This is a genomic window from Daejeonella sp. AP26 (assembly GCF_056680515.1).
In genome coordinates this window covers 4,502,960-4,516,495 of sequence record NZ_CM155286.1, presented here as the reverse complement: position 1 = coordinate 4,516,495, position 13,536 = coordinate 4,502,960, and the positions used below count along the sequence as shown (strand labels likewise).

Here is a 13,536-nt window from a genome sequence, read left to right as displayed (position 1 = left end):
CAAGGCAGCCCCCCTCATAAAGGTTTCGATTTAAAAGATGCAAAGGGTCTGTAAAATGAACTGTGTCATTTGTTGTGAGCCCCTGGCCCCACCAAAGGGCCAAAGGGGCGGTTACCAATTAGCTCAAATCTAATTTCATTCTCTCGGGAAACCAAATCGCCAACTTCTGAGCGGTCTGCGCCCAGTTGGGAAGTGCTAAGGTCCATCGTTCACTGATTCTGTTTTGAGCCAGGTAGATGAGCTTCAACAGGGCCATATCGGAGGTAAAAGCCCCTTTGGTCTTGGTTACTTTACGAAGCTGCCGGTGAAAAGCCTCAATCGCATTGGTGGTGTAAATCATCTTTCGAATCGCCAGATCATATCGGAAATAGGTGGATAGCTTGGGCCAGTTTCGCCGCCACGAGTCGATCACCTTCTCATATTTCTTGCCCCATTGTGCTTCCAGATCATCCAGTCGCAGCTCGGCTAGGTCCAGGGTAGTGGCCTGATATACGGGCCTTAAACTCTTCATGAACTCCGGTTTATCCTTGGTGGCTACGTACTTCAGGCTGTTGCGAATCTGGTGAACAATGCAACTTTGTATTTCCGTTTTGGGAAAGGCTGCCTGAATGGCTTCCGCAAATCCATTCAGGTTATCGATACAGGCAATCAGGATGTCCTTCACACCGCGGTTTTGCAGATCGGTCAATACCGATAACCAGAAGTTAGCTCCCTCACTGTGAGAAATATACATGCCCAGCAGTTCTTTCCGGCCATGCCGGTTGATCCCCAGGATATTATAGACCGCACGCGAGACGATCTGATAATCTGCTTTCACTTTGTAGTGCATGGCATCCAGCCACACAGTCGTATAGAGCTCATCCAGAGGACGCGACTGCCATTCCTTCACCTGCGGAATGATCTTATCGGTAATGGCCGATAAGGTACTGTGGCTGATATCCGTATCGTATATGGCCTTAATATGACTGGAAATATCCCGCAAACTCATTCCGGTGCTATACATGCATAAGATTCTCTCCTCCAGGCTTTCGGCCAGAATAGTTTCCCGCTTTTTGATGAGCTGAGGTTCAAAACTGGAGGAGCGGTCCCGCGGAGTATCGATGCTTAGGGTGCCGCTACCGGTCCTGATCTGCTTACTGGTTTTGCCGTTCCGGCGGTTCCCGGACTGGCGTTCACCCTCATCCAGATGACTTTCCATCTCAGCCTCCAAAGTTGCTTCCAAAAAACTTTTTATCAAGGGTGCAAAGGCACCCTCTCTTCCAAACAGGGACTTGCCCGAACGAAATTGCTCAAGGGCTTTCTTTTTCATTAACTCGTAATCGAGTTCCTCTTTCTTATTCATAATAAACTGCGGCTAAAGTATGTTTTTTACTTTTTGACACAGTTCATTTTCCACTCTCGATGCAAAGTATAGAATGCTTGTAATATCCTAATAGAATCGTAGTAAAAAACTACTAGCAGACTACTAGGAAACTACCAGCAAACTACTAGGAAACTACTAGGAAACTACTAGGAAACCCCTGATTGACCCGTATAGAGTTAGTCCGAAAACGATTCCGACCCGGGTCTGCCCAAAATGAACGAATTAGCCCTAAGAAATCGTGCTCTATTGGGGAACACTTTTGTGCGCTCACCTCGCCAAATGAAATTGGACGAAAAAATCTTGAAAAGTGAGAAGACCTGTTTAACGGGCATGTGCGATAACTGACTTGGTGGTCTCGTAGGGGAAAAACCTCAAACTCTATAAAGAGTATAGCCTGCTCCCTTTAAATACTCATACTCCGGATGTTGTTTGATATAGTTTGCAATGTAAGAGCAATGGAATATGATCTTTAATTTCTCTGTTTTGCATATTCCAATGCGAACTCAGCCAATTCTACCGGTACGCCTTCACTGCGGCTTCCAACCGGAACAAAATTATGCAATAGTGCCAGGAACCGGCAATCTATATATCCGGTACCATCGTTCACGGTGGCTTCAAACCGGAATTTATCCTCGTTAATCGTTACCGCCATGGGGTTGGCCATAAGGAAAAGTTGTTTACTTGAATTCTTCCTTATTTGGTCTGATGATCAATCGTAAGGTAGGGTCATTTGTCATAAACGACCAGAGCCAGTTGAAGGCAAGATTTACTTTATTACGAAATCCGGCTATGGGAATTATATGAATGAACAACCAAACCATCCACGCAAAAAAGCCTTTAAAGAATAGCTTCGGCAGATCTGCTACCGCTTTGTATTTCGCGATAATGGCCATACTTCCTTTATCTGCGTAACCAAACGATTTGAGAGGTTCGTTGCGGATCATTCGTTTAAAGTTTGCCGCTAGGTTTATGCCCTGTTGGATGGCCACCTGAGCCAATTGCGGGTGGCCATCAGGAAAGTTTTTATCAGCGGTTTGGAGGCTTATATCACCCAAAGCAAAAATATTCGAGGTACTGTTCACTTTATTGTACTCATCTACCTGGAGCCGGCGACCACGGCCGACCACTTCCGCCGGCAAGCCAGGAACCTCCCTCCCGATAACTCCGGAAGCCCAGATCAGAACGTTGCTTTCAATAACCTCGCCGGTAGAGAGTATCACCTGACCGTCGACATAGTCTTTTACGGCGGTATTGAGTTTAATGCGCACACCTAACCTGAGTAAGACCCTGGTAGCCTCCACCTGGGCCTTCCTGCTCATCGGTCCTAAAAGAACCGGACCCGCATCGACCAAATGGATATGACCCTGCAGGTCGGTGATTTCCGGGTACTCTTTTAGCCTGATATTATGGCCCATTTCGGCCAGCATTCCCGCTACTTCGACGCCGGTAGGACCACCTCCGGCAATTACTATATTTAGGTACTTCTCTTTTTCTTCTCTGTCTGATTCGTGCACAGCCTTCTCCATGCTCATTAGCAAGTAATTCCGCAGGTTAAGGGCATCACTAATGGTTTTCATGGGCAGTGCTTTCGCTTTAACGTTTTCCATACCGAAGTAATTCGTTTCTGTTCCCAGGGCAATCACCAGGTAATCGTAATTCAATGTCCCAGTATCTGTTTCAACCGTATTATGCTCGGGATTGACCCTTACGAAGCAACCTAAATGGAAGCGCAGGTTTTTCTTTTGCTGAAACATCCTACGGAAGGGATAACTTATGTTTGAAGGTTCAATAAATGCCGTGGCAACCTGGTACAGCAATGGTGGGAAAAAATGGTAGTTATGCGTATCAACCAGGGTTATATGATAATGCTCGTCATTTGCAAGTCGTTTGATTAAATTAATGCCTGCAAAGCCTCCACCAACAACTACTACCTTTTTTGTATTTTGCTCCATATAAAGTCGGTTATCTGATTAAGTACTGACGTACCCACCAATATTCAAGGTTACAGGGTTTGGTATATTTAACCCTGCTTGGTATCTATCATGTCTGTTTGCTAACAAATAGTCGGCATAGCTGTTTTAAATTCCGTCAAAGCTAATAACATTCACGTTCTGCTTGGAGAATACAGAGTAGGCTGTAAGAGAAATAACACTTAAATTATTTACATGGAAAAAAGAACATTAGGTCGGTCCGGAATAGTGGTAGCACCATTGACATTCGGAGGTAACGTATTCGGCTGGACTCTGGATGAAAAGCAATCATTTGAAATACTCGATGCTTTTGTTGCAGCGGGTTTTAATTTTATTGATACCGCCGATTCGTACTCCCTGTGGGTTCCCGGCCATCAAGGCGGTGAGTCAGAAACGATCATTGGTAAATGGATGAAGGAACGAAAAAATCGCCAAAAGGTCATCATAGGCACCAAGGTAGGTTCTGATATGGGGCAGGGAAAAAGAGACCTATCCAAAAAACACATCTTGCAGTCGGTAGAGAACTCCTTAAAACGTCTACAAACGGACTATATCGATCTGTACCAGAGCCATTATGACGATGCAGAAACGCCTATTGAAGAAACCCTCGAAACCTACTCTCAATTAGTAAATGAGGGCAAAGTTAGAATTATCGGTGCTTCAAATTTTAGTGCAGAAAGGTTAACGAGATCTCTTGAAATAAGCAGACAACATAATTTTCCCGTTTATCAAACACTGCAGCCGCTTTATAACTTATACGACCGGGAAGTTTTCGAAAAAGAATTGGAGCCTTTGTGTATCAAACATTCCATCGGAGTAATTAATTATTATGCTCTAGCCAGCGGCTTTTTAACGGGGAAGTACCGTTCAGAAGTCGACCTTTCTAAAAGTCCGCGGGGTGCAGGCAATAAGAAATACCTCAATGACAAAGGGTTTGCCATTCTGTCGGCATTAGATGAAGTTGCCGAACGTTATGATAGTACTCCGGCAAGCGTCTCGATTGCCTGGCTACTCGCCCGCCCCTCTGTCACAGCACCTATTGCAAGTGCCACCAGCATCGAACAATTGAATTCGCTGGTCGACGCAACGAGACTTCAGCTCGACACGGAGGCCATTGAACTTTTAACAAAAGCAAGCGGTTGGTAATAATATAAATATTTTCAGGCATGTTACTTTATGTGGCACTGCTGTTAGGTCTTTTGTGGGCTAAAGTTTAACCTTTTATCATTGAAATTAATAACTTGTGATCTTTTTAGCATGAACATGAAGAAACTACTCTACCTTATCTCTTGCTGTTTAGTATCCGTACAGGCATATGCACAGTCAGACAGTCTTAAAGTGGCTATTATTCCTGAACCTGTGTCAATGGTCAGGCATGAAGGGCAATTTATTCTTCCCAAAAATGTCATTATCCAAAGCAGCAAGCATCCCGCCCTGGTACCAATTGTCGCATTGCTGGAAGAGCGGTTTGCGACCGCTGCTGGCAGAACGGTAACCTCTGTACATGCACAATCTTCTGATTTCAATATCCGGTTTATTCTGAATGCGGAACAAGATACTGTGATTGGCAAAGAAGGTTATCGTCTGGCTGTAACACCAGAAAACATCATTATCAGGGCCAACGAACCCAATGGAATATTTTACGGTGTGCAGTCGCTGCTTCAGCTTTTCCCGAAAGAAATAGAAAGCAAGGAACTTGCTAAAAATGTCAAGTGGGCGGTACCGGCTATCAGCATTGCCGACTGGCCGCGTTTTGGCTGGCGTGGGCTCATGCTGGATGTATCCAGACATTTTTTCACAAAAGAGGAAGTGAAGAAATATATCGATGCAATGGTTCGCTATAAATACAACCTGCTTCATTTAGGCTTAACTAATGATGAAGGCTGGAGAATTGAGATCAAAGGTCTGCCAAAGCTAACAGAAGTTGGAGCCTGGAATGTGAAGCGAGTAGGTACGTTTGGGGAATTCATTCCGACAACACCCGATGAGCCACGTGACAACGGAGGTTTTTACACTCAGGAAGATATCAAAGAGTTAGTGCAATATGCTAAAGAAAGGTTTGTTGATATCCTTCCGGAGATCAATGTTCCGGCACATAGTCTTGCGACCATCGCGTCCTATCCCGAGCTCTCATGTACTGAAGGTGCAGACAAATACGTAGTCCGCTCCGGCGAACAGATTATGGACTGGTCGAGAGGAGCTCCACCTATCGCATTGGTTGATAACACCCTTTGCCCTGCGAACGAAAAGGTTTACGAGTTTTTAGACAAGGTAGTGACGCAGGTGGCAGAACTCTTTCCCTTCGAATACATCCATATGGGTGGCGACGAGGCTCCAATCAACTTCTGGCAGAAAAACGCAGCCATCAAAGATTTAATGAAAAGGGAAAATCTGAAGGATATGCATGCCGTCCAGGGGTATTTCACTAAACGCGTCGAGAAAATCGTGAACTCCAAGGGCAAAAAATTCATGGGTTGGGATGAGATCCTTGAAGGCGATCTTGCTCCATCTGCCGCAATTATGAGCTGGCGTGGGATGAAAAGCGGTATAGAAGCTGCTAAAAAGAAGCACGAAGTAGTGATGAGTCCTACCGACTTCGCCTATTTGGATTATATGCAGTCAGACCGCATAATGGAACCATTGGTTTATGCTTCCCTTCGTTTAAGTCAAAGTTATAAGTTCGACCCTCTTCCGGAGGGTGTCGATCCAAAATATATTAAAGGCGGACAGGGAAATTTATGGACTGAACAGATTTATAATCTTCGTCAGGCGGAATATATGACCTGGCCAAGAGGATTTGCGATTGCAGAATCTTTATGGTCGCCTAAAGAAAAGAAGAATTGGAATAATTTCTTTGGAAAGGTTGAAAAGCACTTTGATCGTTTTGCAGTAGCGGAGATAAAGTATGCACCCAGTGTTTACGATCCGATATTCACCGTAAGTACCAATTCGAAAAACCGACTCTGCATCGATCTTTCTCTTGAAGTGGAAGGTTTGGACATTTACTACAGCTTTGATAATTCATACCCTGACAGGTTTTATCCTAAATATACCGGTACACTTGTCGCACCAATCGATGCCGCACAGCTGCGTGTTATCACCTATAAAGGGAAGGAGCCGGTTGGCCGGATGATTTCCATGCCTGTATCAGAACTTAAAGGCAGGTTGCCAAAAGCGAAGAAACAAGTTGTTGGCTTTTAAAAGACTTTATTACGAAGCCGGATTCATTTAATCCGGCTTCTATTTTTTGGGCGCTTCTATCAGATCACTTCATCTTCAACAACAGCTAATGGTATCGAAGTAACGGTCTTACGCTCTCCAATTTGCTGACGCCACATGGCATAATACAGCCCTTTCAATTCAACCAGTTCAGTGTGATTACCAGTCTCAACTATACGGCCTTTTTCGAGCACGTATATTCGGTCAGAATGCATTATGGTGCTCAGGCGGTGGGCAATGGATATTATGATCTGCTTCTGTTCTGCAGCGATATCCTTGATTGTATCAGTGATATCCTCTTCTGTTATGCTATCAAGGGAAGATGTGGCTTCATCAAATATCAGCAACCGGGGATTGCGCAGCAGTGCTCGGGCTATAGATAACCGCTGCTTTTCACCGCCCGACAACTTGGTTCCTCCCTCTCCCAGCATCGTATTCAGTCCTTTTTCTGAGCGCGTGAGAAGCTTTCCAGACGATGCCTTATTTAGAGCAGAAATCATTTCTTCGTCCGTTGCATCTGCCTTGGTAAATAACAGGTTATCGCGAATGGTGCCGGCAAACAATTGCGTTTCCTGGGTTACAAAGCCTATTTGTTTTCTGATCCTGTTGTAGCGGATGTCTTTCACTGAAATCCCGTCAAAGTAAATATCCCCCTCAACGGGACTGTATAACCCCACCAGCAATTTCACTAAGGTGGACTTGCCCGATCCTGAAGGGCCGACAAAGGCAATGGTGTCACCCACTTTTGCTGAGAAAGAGATCTGGTCTAAAGAGTTCTCCCTGGCAGTTTTGTGCTTAAATATTACGTTATCAAATTCCAGACTCTGCATCTCACCGGTGTCGATAGGTTCTTCAGGACGGTATTCAATGGGCTTCTTCATTAAAGCATCAAAATTCTGAAGCGAAGCTTCGGCCTCGCGATAACTAAGAATGATATTGCCGAGTTCCTGCAATGGGCCGAAAATAGCATTGGTAATAAATTGCATCGAGATCAGCTCCCCTGCCGTTAACACATCCCGGAAAATAAGCCATAGTAAGATAAACAAGATAGACTGCTTCAGCAGGTTCAGAGTTGTGCCTTGCAGGAAGGATAGCGTGCGCACTCTCCTTACCTTATCCATTTCAAGGTCGAAGATCTTTTGGGTAAGGCCTTTTAATCGTCGTACTTCGGAATAGGTAAGCCCTAAACTTTTTACCAGTTCGATATTCCTGAGCGATTCGGTTATGCTTCCTGACATTCTTGCGTTTTCGCGGAATATAGACCGTTGAATGATCTTGATTTTTCTGCTAAGCAGCCCGGTCAGTCCTCCCAATAAGAGTACCCCTACAAAGAATACTGGCACCAGCGCCCAGTGTTTGGTGACCGCATACCAAATAAGAAATCCAATCCCCACAAGGGATGAAAAAACAATATTGATGAAAGCCGTCATAAAAGCCTCCGTGTCCCGCCTGGTTTTTTGGAGAACAGATAAGGTTTCGCCACTGCGCTGCTCTTCAAACTCCTGGTAACTAAGCCGCAGGGTTTGTTTCAAACCATCATTAAAAATTTGCATTCCAAACTTTTGAACCACCAGTCTGAGTACATAATCCTGGAAGGTTTTGCTAAGCCTGGCTGCCATAGCCACCCCGATGGCAATAGCTAGCCACATGAGCACTCCGCTAACTAATTCATCCTGGGTTTTCTTGCCCGGATTCAGGGCATATTCATCGATGATCTTTCCAAAGATTACTGGATCAATTAAGGACAACAATTGGGTTATTGCGGCAAGCAGCATAGTTAACAGAACCAGCCATTTGAAGGGTTTAAGATATTGCCAGAGGATATGCATAATAGGCGCTTGTAAAGATTAGGTGCTGAAAGCGTCAGCAAGCGTTGAATGATTTTAAAATATTTTTTCGACTTAAAAATCCTTATCAATTGAACTAAAGAACAAGCCAATAGTTTAGTTGTCCGATATTAATCAATTGAGTTTGCCGGCAGGTCAGAGTAGATTGCTTGCACAAGATGCCAACTCCATCAGATGCAAGGCACTATTATTAACGGAAGCTTCAATGATACCGATATTCTGATTGATTTGATTGATCGATTCGGTATTAAGTAAGCGGATTGCATTGTTAAAAACAGCATTCCTTCTCGAAAGGTAAAAATCAAATTGTGAATAAACTTTAAATTAGCAACCTTAGCATTTGGAGTTATTAAAATTATATAAAATGCGGATATTCCGAAAAAGCCTCGTTCTAATCCTGGCTGCATTACCATTCTACTGTTTCATCAATTCTGTATCTGCACAGGATTTTCAGAAATGGGAAGAGAACATTCAGACGTTTGAAAAGGCTGATCAGGAAAGTCAGGTGCAAAGAGCAAAATACATTGTATTTACCGGGAGTTCGTCTATAGTCGGCTGGGAAAATCTTAAAGCAGACTTCTCCGATAAAAAAGTCCTGAACCGTGCGTTTGGTGGCTCTCAAACATTTGAAGTGCTGCATTTTGCAGACAGGATTATCACACCCTATAAGCCTAAACAGGTTGTACTTTATACCGGCGACAACGATATTGCCGACGGAAAGAGTCCGGAGACTGTACTTGCGGACTTTAAAGCTTTATTCAGTAAAATCAGGAAGGACAAAAAGCGCACATTTATTACCTTCATTTCAATCAAGCCAAGTCCCTCCAGAAAACAGTTTATGCCAAAAATTGTGGAAGCAAACAGACTTGTAAAAGACTTTTTAGAAACTAAGAAACGAACTTCTTATGTAGATGTTTATAATCCAATGCTATTAGCAAATGGTCAACCAAGACCTGAATTGTTCCAATCAGACAGCCTACATATGGTAAAGAAAGGATATGATTTGTGGAGAGAAATCTTAAGACCTCAATTAAAGTAAAACGCGAATCCAAGCCTCATCTACCTGAATATATAGTTTCGAAATCAACCATTATAAGGTAAATAAGGCTTCCGTTTTAACTTTGCCAGTCGTGACCTTCAACTTTAACAATCTTGTTGTAAAGTCCAAGAATCAGGAACGGTGCAGGCCATTGCCCAAGGAATAACGCATCGCTGTTCCGTCCCATGATTTTCAAAGTCAGCGATATAGCCATACAGCCGATAGCGGTCCACAGAAATACGTCTGAAGGAATCTTAGCAGTTTGTTCCTCAATAGCTCTTGCTACAGAACCTTCTTTTTTTCCAGGATTTAGTGTCTCTAACATAATTTACTCTCCTATTTTAAGATAGATGTTCTGATTTAACAAGTTTTTATGATAGAAAATTTCAGAGTTCATGGGGTTACTTAACTAGAGTGGCTTAGTTTACGAACTGGTGCAGTGGATGGTCGAAACCATCAGCGATCCAATCCTTTCTGTAGAATCGCCCTTTGAGGCATGAATCATTTAAATCCCTCTACGCCCTTCGATGACACTTTGTAATGCATATCGTCCTTTCAGCGGTCACTTTAGGAAGAATTATCATTTGTTGGCATCGGTATTGGCTATCTGCGGTAATTAAAACAACACAAAAATTATGAATAAAAAAGTACTATTAGCCTGTTTGATTGGATTTACATTCTTCTTCGCAAACACTTCAAAAGCACAGATTTCGGTTAATTTCAATGTGGGCTCTCAGCCTCTTTGGGGTCCTGTTGGTTTTGACCGTGCCGATTACTATTATATGCCAGATATTGACACCTATTACAGCGTCTCTAAGAGGCAGTATGTTTATCAACAGAATGATCGATGGCTTTTCAGCAACACTATGCCATCCCGTTACAGCGGGTACAACCTGTATAACGGCTATAAAGTTGTGATGAACAGTCCAAGCCCGTATTTATTATATAACACCCATAAGGTAAAATACGCGAAGTACAAAGGGTATAAATCCAAACAACCTTCTATCCGATATAGCAATAATCCTAAATATTATGTTGTCAAAGGTCACCCGAAAGGCGGGGCTCCCGGCCAGCTTAAAAAAGCCCGACCGGTTGGAGCAAAATCGAATAATGCTTCGGGACACGGAAATAGCAATGGCAAAAGTAATGGAAAGGGTAAAGGAAATGGGAAGGGTAAAAAATAAGCCTGTCTGAATAACAGATTTACTAACCCGAGTCTTTCAAGACTCGGGTATTTTTATTATACCTTTCGAAAAATTTAACCGCTGCTCTTCAAATTTGTTCCGTAGAGCTCAAAATTGCAAATGGTGCTTTGAGAAGATTAATTAAAAATCTGGTCGTAGTATTTGCCTTTTATATTCTCGTCACTATCATTAAAGTAGATATCCTGGAAACTCCTTGTTGTTAGCGGGTCAACTTTCATAAAAAACTTGTGAGGCTGAATATCTGAAACCTCTTTAAAACCACATGCCTCCATCATTTCAATGGTTGCTTTTATAGTGTTTTTATGATAGTTGGCCACCCGCACCCGTTTCTCCTCAACGTTCAAACCTTTGTAGAGTGACGGATTCTGTGTAGCAATACCGACCGGACACCGGTTGCTGTCACATGTTAATGCCTGAATGCATCCAAGAGAAAACATCATCCCCCGGGCGCTGTAGCAAGCGCTTGCCCCAAGAGATAAAGCTTTTAATATATCAAAGGCCGTGATGATCTTTCCGGCGGCAATAAGCTTGATCTGTTCTTTTAAGCCAAACCTATTCAGTGTTTGTGACGCAAATGCAAGGGCATCATAAAGTGGCATCCCCATATTATCGCTAAATTCCAATGGAGCTGCGCCTGTTCCACCTTCTGACCCATCAATAGCTATAAAATCTGGAATGATTCCCGTTATGCTTATTGCTTTGCAAATGTCTATAAACTCCGACTTGTCCCCAATGCAAAGCTTAAAACCCACTGGTTTACCCGCCGAAAGCTGTCTTAATTGCCTGATAAATCCCATCATCTCCATTGGATTTGAAAAGGCGCTATGTGCAGGAGGAGAATAAACTGTTGTACCAGGCAGCACATTACGTATCGCAGCTATTTCAGGTGTATTCTTATCACCTGGCAGGATACCGCCATGACCGGGTTTAGCTCCCTGAGAAAGTTTTAACTCGATCATCTTTATGTTTTCGCGTCCGGCATTCTGTTTATATAGTTCTGGATAGAAATTGCCATTACTGTCACGACAACCGAAGTATCCGGTTCCAATTTGCCAGATTAAATCGCCCCCCCGCTGGTGATACAGGCTGATTCCACCTTCACCCGTATTGTGGGCAAAACCGCCCAGCACCGCACCCTCATTCAGCGAGCTGACTGCTGTCTTACTCAGTGCGCCGTAACTCATCGCTCCTACATTCAATACTTGCACTGTACGGTTGCTTACATTGAGAGTTTCCAATAGTAACCCGAAGGTCATTGTCTTCAATCTTGACAGGATAAACTGAATGGGCCACCCAGTCATGCCCCGGCTTATTTGGATCTTCCTGCATGCCAAATGCTACGGTCTGCTTTACATTTTTTGCACGCTGATAAACCACTGAACGCTGTCTGCGGTTAAACGGCTTACCATCCAGATCCGACTCCCAGAAATATTGCCGCATCTCCGGCCGGATGGCTTCAAACAGATAGCGAAAATAACCAAGGACCGGAAAGTTCTTGAGGATAGTGTGACCTCGCTGCTTAATATTATAAAGAGCCAAAAGGAGCAGTGAAAAAGTGATAAATAAAACTGCAAACCAAATGGTGTTAACAAAGATGGCTAAAATTAGAGCAGTTATATTCAGAACTAAGAGAGTCCAGAGTATAATGCCCTTTGCCGAAACCGTAAGATTCCGTGACATAGTTTTAAAATTTTTCGTGAGTTAATAAGGAAACCAAATTTAGATCCCCGGTGCTTCAGTAGGTTAGCAGGCCGGGGCTATGGTGTTGAAGTCCTTAAAGTTCGAGAAGTAAAATACCTTGTAACAAAAGCATTTAAAGTGATCATTCGTTACCGGAATCCATAAGGCTTCTTCAAGCCTTTGGTAGTACGGAGCAGTATTATTGATTTGAATGACCACGTGGCAAAGATAGCTATAAATTAAGGGAAAAGAAGTCACTCTATTTACAAGATGCGGTTTGGCATATTAAGGTAATAATTGCCCGTAAGATTTTTAGATATACATTTAAGACTTATATTTGAATTAATGGACTCTCGTAACCAGCATATAAATGGCAGCTCTCAATTTGCACAAAAGGTGCGAACTGCTCTTGCTATGTTTAATCGTTTCCTGTCGTTGCAGTACCGACTAGGAGATGCGTTCCTTAAAACCAGTAAGGACTTTATAAAGTAAGCCCACCCGATCCGGGTAAGGGCCCCTCTCATTTCTCAAATTTAGTAACCAATAAACATCACGAAGGATAACCCTCTGTGCTGCCCTGCCATCTTGTGTATGTTGCTCTAAGCTTCATAAACATAGGATATACCTCTTAAAGAGGTTCAAAAGTGCAGCAGACGGAACAGTAAACTAATGTCAACTATGAACGAAAGGTCTCTAATCATTACCCAGAAAGACTTGGATCTATTTAACAACCATCTGAGTTCCAGCGCTAATGTTTCTGTATTTAATAAGACTCGGCTTGCAAATAACTTGAGGGAAGCAACGGTTGTTGAAGAAAGTGAGCTTCCGGCTGACGTTGTTACGATGAACACGTTCGTCAAACTTCTGGATCTTGAAACTAACCAGGAATATAGATTTTACCTGGTCGCGCCTGCGCATGCCAATATTAAAAGCAACAAAGTTTCTTGCCTTGCCCCCATTGGAATGGCACTCTTCGGGTATCAAACGAATGCGGAAATTAAATGGGAAATGCCGACTGGATTTAAGTTATATAAGCTATTACACGTATCAAGATCAGATACCAAGGTACTTGTATCGGAGAATCATTGAGCAGGAACATTTTAATAGTAAAAATCACCCCAAAAAGAAGACACGATAAGAGCTTAAGCCACCAGGGCCAAGCAGTATACTAACTTAAGTGGCAGAATTCAAAATGAAATTATCCATTAACACT

The 13,536-nt window shown here is 43.2% G+C and carries 12 protein-coding genes; 5 read left to right on the top strand and 7 right to left on the bottom strand.

What is annotated here, in order from left to right; translation table 11 throughout:
- Window positions 1-118: 118 nt before the first annotated feature.
- The 3 genes from AC1MCB_RS19225 to AC1MCB_RS19215 form a co-directional block, all read right to left on the bottom strand.
- Complete coding sequence (locus AC1MCB_RS19225) at window positions 119-1,342, bottom strand: IS256 family transposase (RefSeq protein WP_479966343.1); 1,224 nt, start codon at window positions 1,340-1,342, stop codon at window positions 119-121.
- Window positions 1,343-1,832: 490 nt separating this feature from the next.
- Window positions 1,833-2,027, bottom strand: coding sequence for a hypothetical protein (locus AC1MCB_RS19220; RefSeq protein WP_479966342.1), 195 nt, complete (start codon window positions 2,025-2,027; stop codon window positions 1,833-1,835).
- Between the two features lie 13 nt (window positions 2,028-2,040).
- Window positions 2,041-3,315 (bottom strand): NAD(P)/FAD-dependent oxidoreductase, encoded by a 1,275-nt coding sequence (locus tag AC1MCB_RS19215; RefSeq protein WP_479966341.1) that lies wholly within the window; start codon window positions 3,313-3,315, stop codon window positions 2,041-2,043.
- 213 nt (window positions 3,316-3,528) lie between these two features.
- On the opposite strand from AC1MCB_RS19215, the gene AC1MCB_RS19210 reads away from it, so the two are divergent.
- Both AC1MCB_RS19210 and AC1MCB_RS19205 read left to right on the top strand, forming a co-directional pair.
- Complete coding sequence (locus AC1MCB_RS19210; protein ID WP_479966340.1) at window positions 3,529-4,479, top strand: aldo/keto reductase; 951 nt, start codon at window positions 3,529-3,531, stop codon at window positions 4,477-4,479.
- A gap of 117 nt (window positions 4,480-4,596) precedes the next feature.
- Window positions 4,597-6,534 carry a beta-N-acetylhexosaminidase gene (locus AC1MCB_RS19205; RefSeq protein ID WP_479966339.1) on the top strand — a complete coding sequence of 646 codons (1,938 nt, stop codon included), beginning with the start codon at window positions 4,597-4,599 and terminating at the stop codon, window positions 6,532-6,534.
- A gap of 59 nt (window positions 6,535-6,593) precedes the next feature.
- On the opposite strand, the gene AC1MCB_RS19200 is transcribed toward AC1MCB_RS19205, so the two are convergent.
- Window positions 6,594-8,381 (bottom strand): ABC transporter ATP-binding protein, encoded by a 1,788-nt coding sequence (locus AC1MCB_RS19200; RefSeq protein ID WP_479966338.1) that lies wholly within the window; start codon window positions 8,379-8,381, stop codon window positions 6,594-6,596.
- 382 nt (window positions 8,382-8,763) lie between these two features.
- Here AC1MCB_RS19200 and AC1MCB_RS19195 point away from each other — a divergent pair, with 382 nt between their 5' ends.
- Complete coding sequence (locus AC1MCB_RS19195) at window positions 8,764-9,438, top strand: SGNH/GDSL hydrolase family protein (protein ID WP_479966337.1); 675 nt, start codon at window positions 8,764-8,766, stop codon at window positions 9,436-9,438.
- Between the two features lie 76 nt (window positions 9,439-9,514).
- Here AC1MCB_RS19195 and AC1MCB_RS19190 read toward each other — a convergent pair whose 3' ends face one another.
- A complete protein-coding gene (locus tag AC1MCB_RS19190) occupies window positions 9,515-9,763 on the bottom strand; it encodes a hypothetical protein (RefSeq protein ID WP_479966336.1) in 249 nt (82 codons plus the stop codon).
- A 310-nt stretch (window positions 9,764-10,073) separates the two neighbouring features.
- On the opposite strand from AC1MCB_RS19190, the gene AC1MCB_RS19185 reads away from it, so the two are divergent.
- On the top strand, window positions 10,074-10,622 hold the full coding sequence (locus AC1MCB_RS19185; protein ID WP_479966335.1) for a hypothetical protein: 549 nt from the start codon (window positions 10,074-10,076) through the stop codon (window positions 10,620-10,622).
- A gap of 137 nt (window positions 10,623-10,759) precedes the next feature.
- Here the strand turns inward: AC1MCB_RS19185 and AC1MCB_RS19180 are convergent, their stop codons facing one another.
- Window positions 10,760-11,827 (bottom strand): FMN-binding glutamate synthase family protein, encoded by a 1,068-nt coding sequence (locus AC1MCB_RS19180; RefSeq protein ID WP_479966334.1) that lies wholly within the window; start codon window positions 11,825-11,827, stop codon window positions 10,760-10,762.
- On the bottom strand, window positions 11,805-12,323 hold the full coding sequence (locus tag AC1MCB_RS19175) for a hypothetical protein (protein WP_479966333.1): 519 nt from the start codon (window positions 12,321-12,323) through the stop codon (window positions 11,805-11,807). Before AC1MCB_RS19175 ends, AC1MCB_RS19180 begins: the two co-directional genes overlap by 23 nt.
- Window positions 12,324-13,001: 678 nt before the next feature.
- Here AC1MCB_RS19175 and AC1MCB_RS19170 point away from each other — a divergent pair.
- Window positions 13,002-13,412, top strand: coding sequence for a GreA/GreB family elongation factor (locus AC1MCB_RS19170; protein ID WP_479966332.1), 411 nt, complete (start codon window positions 13,002-13,004; stop codon window positions 13,410-13,412).
- Window positions 13,413-13,536 lie beyond the last annotated feature (124 nt).

Bases quoted from the DNA above. Each gene is read 5' to 3' on its own strand.
- AC1MCB_RS19225 (WP_479966343.1), bottom strand. From the start codon at position 1,342: ATGAATAAGAAAGAGGAACTCGATTACGAGTTAATGAAAAAGAAAGCC.
- AC1MCB_RS19220 (WP_479966342.1), bottom strand. From the start codon at position 2,027: ATGGCCAACCCCATGGCGGTAACGATTAACGAGGATAAATTCCGGTTT.
- AC1MCB_RS19215 (WP_479966341.1), bottom strand. From the start codon at position 3,315: ATGGAGCAAAATACAAAAAAGGTAGTAGTTGTTGGTGGAGGCTTTGCA.
- AC1MCB_RS19210 (WP_479966340.1), top strand. From the start codon at position 3,529: ATGGAAAAAAGAACATTAGGTCGGTCCGGAATAGTGGTAGCACCATTG.
- AC1MCB_RS19205 (WP_479966339.1), top strand. From the start codon at position 4,597: ATGAAGAAACTACTCTACCTTATCTCTTGCTGTTTAGTATCCGTACAG.
- AC1MCB_RS19200 (WP_479966338.1), bottom strand. From the start codon at position 8,381: ATGCATATCCTCTGGCAATATCTTAAACCCTTCAAATGGCTGGTTCTG.
- AC1MCB_RS19195 (WP_479966337.1), top strand. From the start codon at position 8,764: ATGCGGATATTCCGAAAAAGCCTCGTTCTAATCCTGGCTGCATTACCA.
- AC1MCB_RS19190 (WP_479966336.1), bottom strand. From the start codon at position 9,763: ATGTTAGAGACACTAAATCCTGGAAAAAAAGAAGGTTCTGTAGCAAGA.
- AC1MCB_RS19185 (WP_479966335.1), top strand. From the start codon at position 10,074: ATGAATAAAAAAGTACTATTAGCCTGTTTGATTGGATTTACATTCTTC.
- AC1MCB_RS19180 (WP_479966334.1), bottom strand. From the start codon at position 11,827: ATGAGTTACGGCGCACTGAGTAAGACAGCAGTCAGCTCGCTGAATGAG.
- AC1MCB_RS19175 (WP_479966333.1), bottom strand. From the start codon at position 12,323: ATGTCACGGAATCTTACGGTTTCGGCAAAGGGCATTATACTCTGGACT.
- AC1MCB_RS19170 (WP_479966332.1), top strand. From the start codon at position 13,002: ATGAACGAAAGGTCTCTAATCATTACCCAGAAAGACTTGGATCTATTT.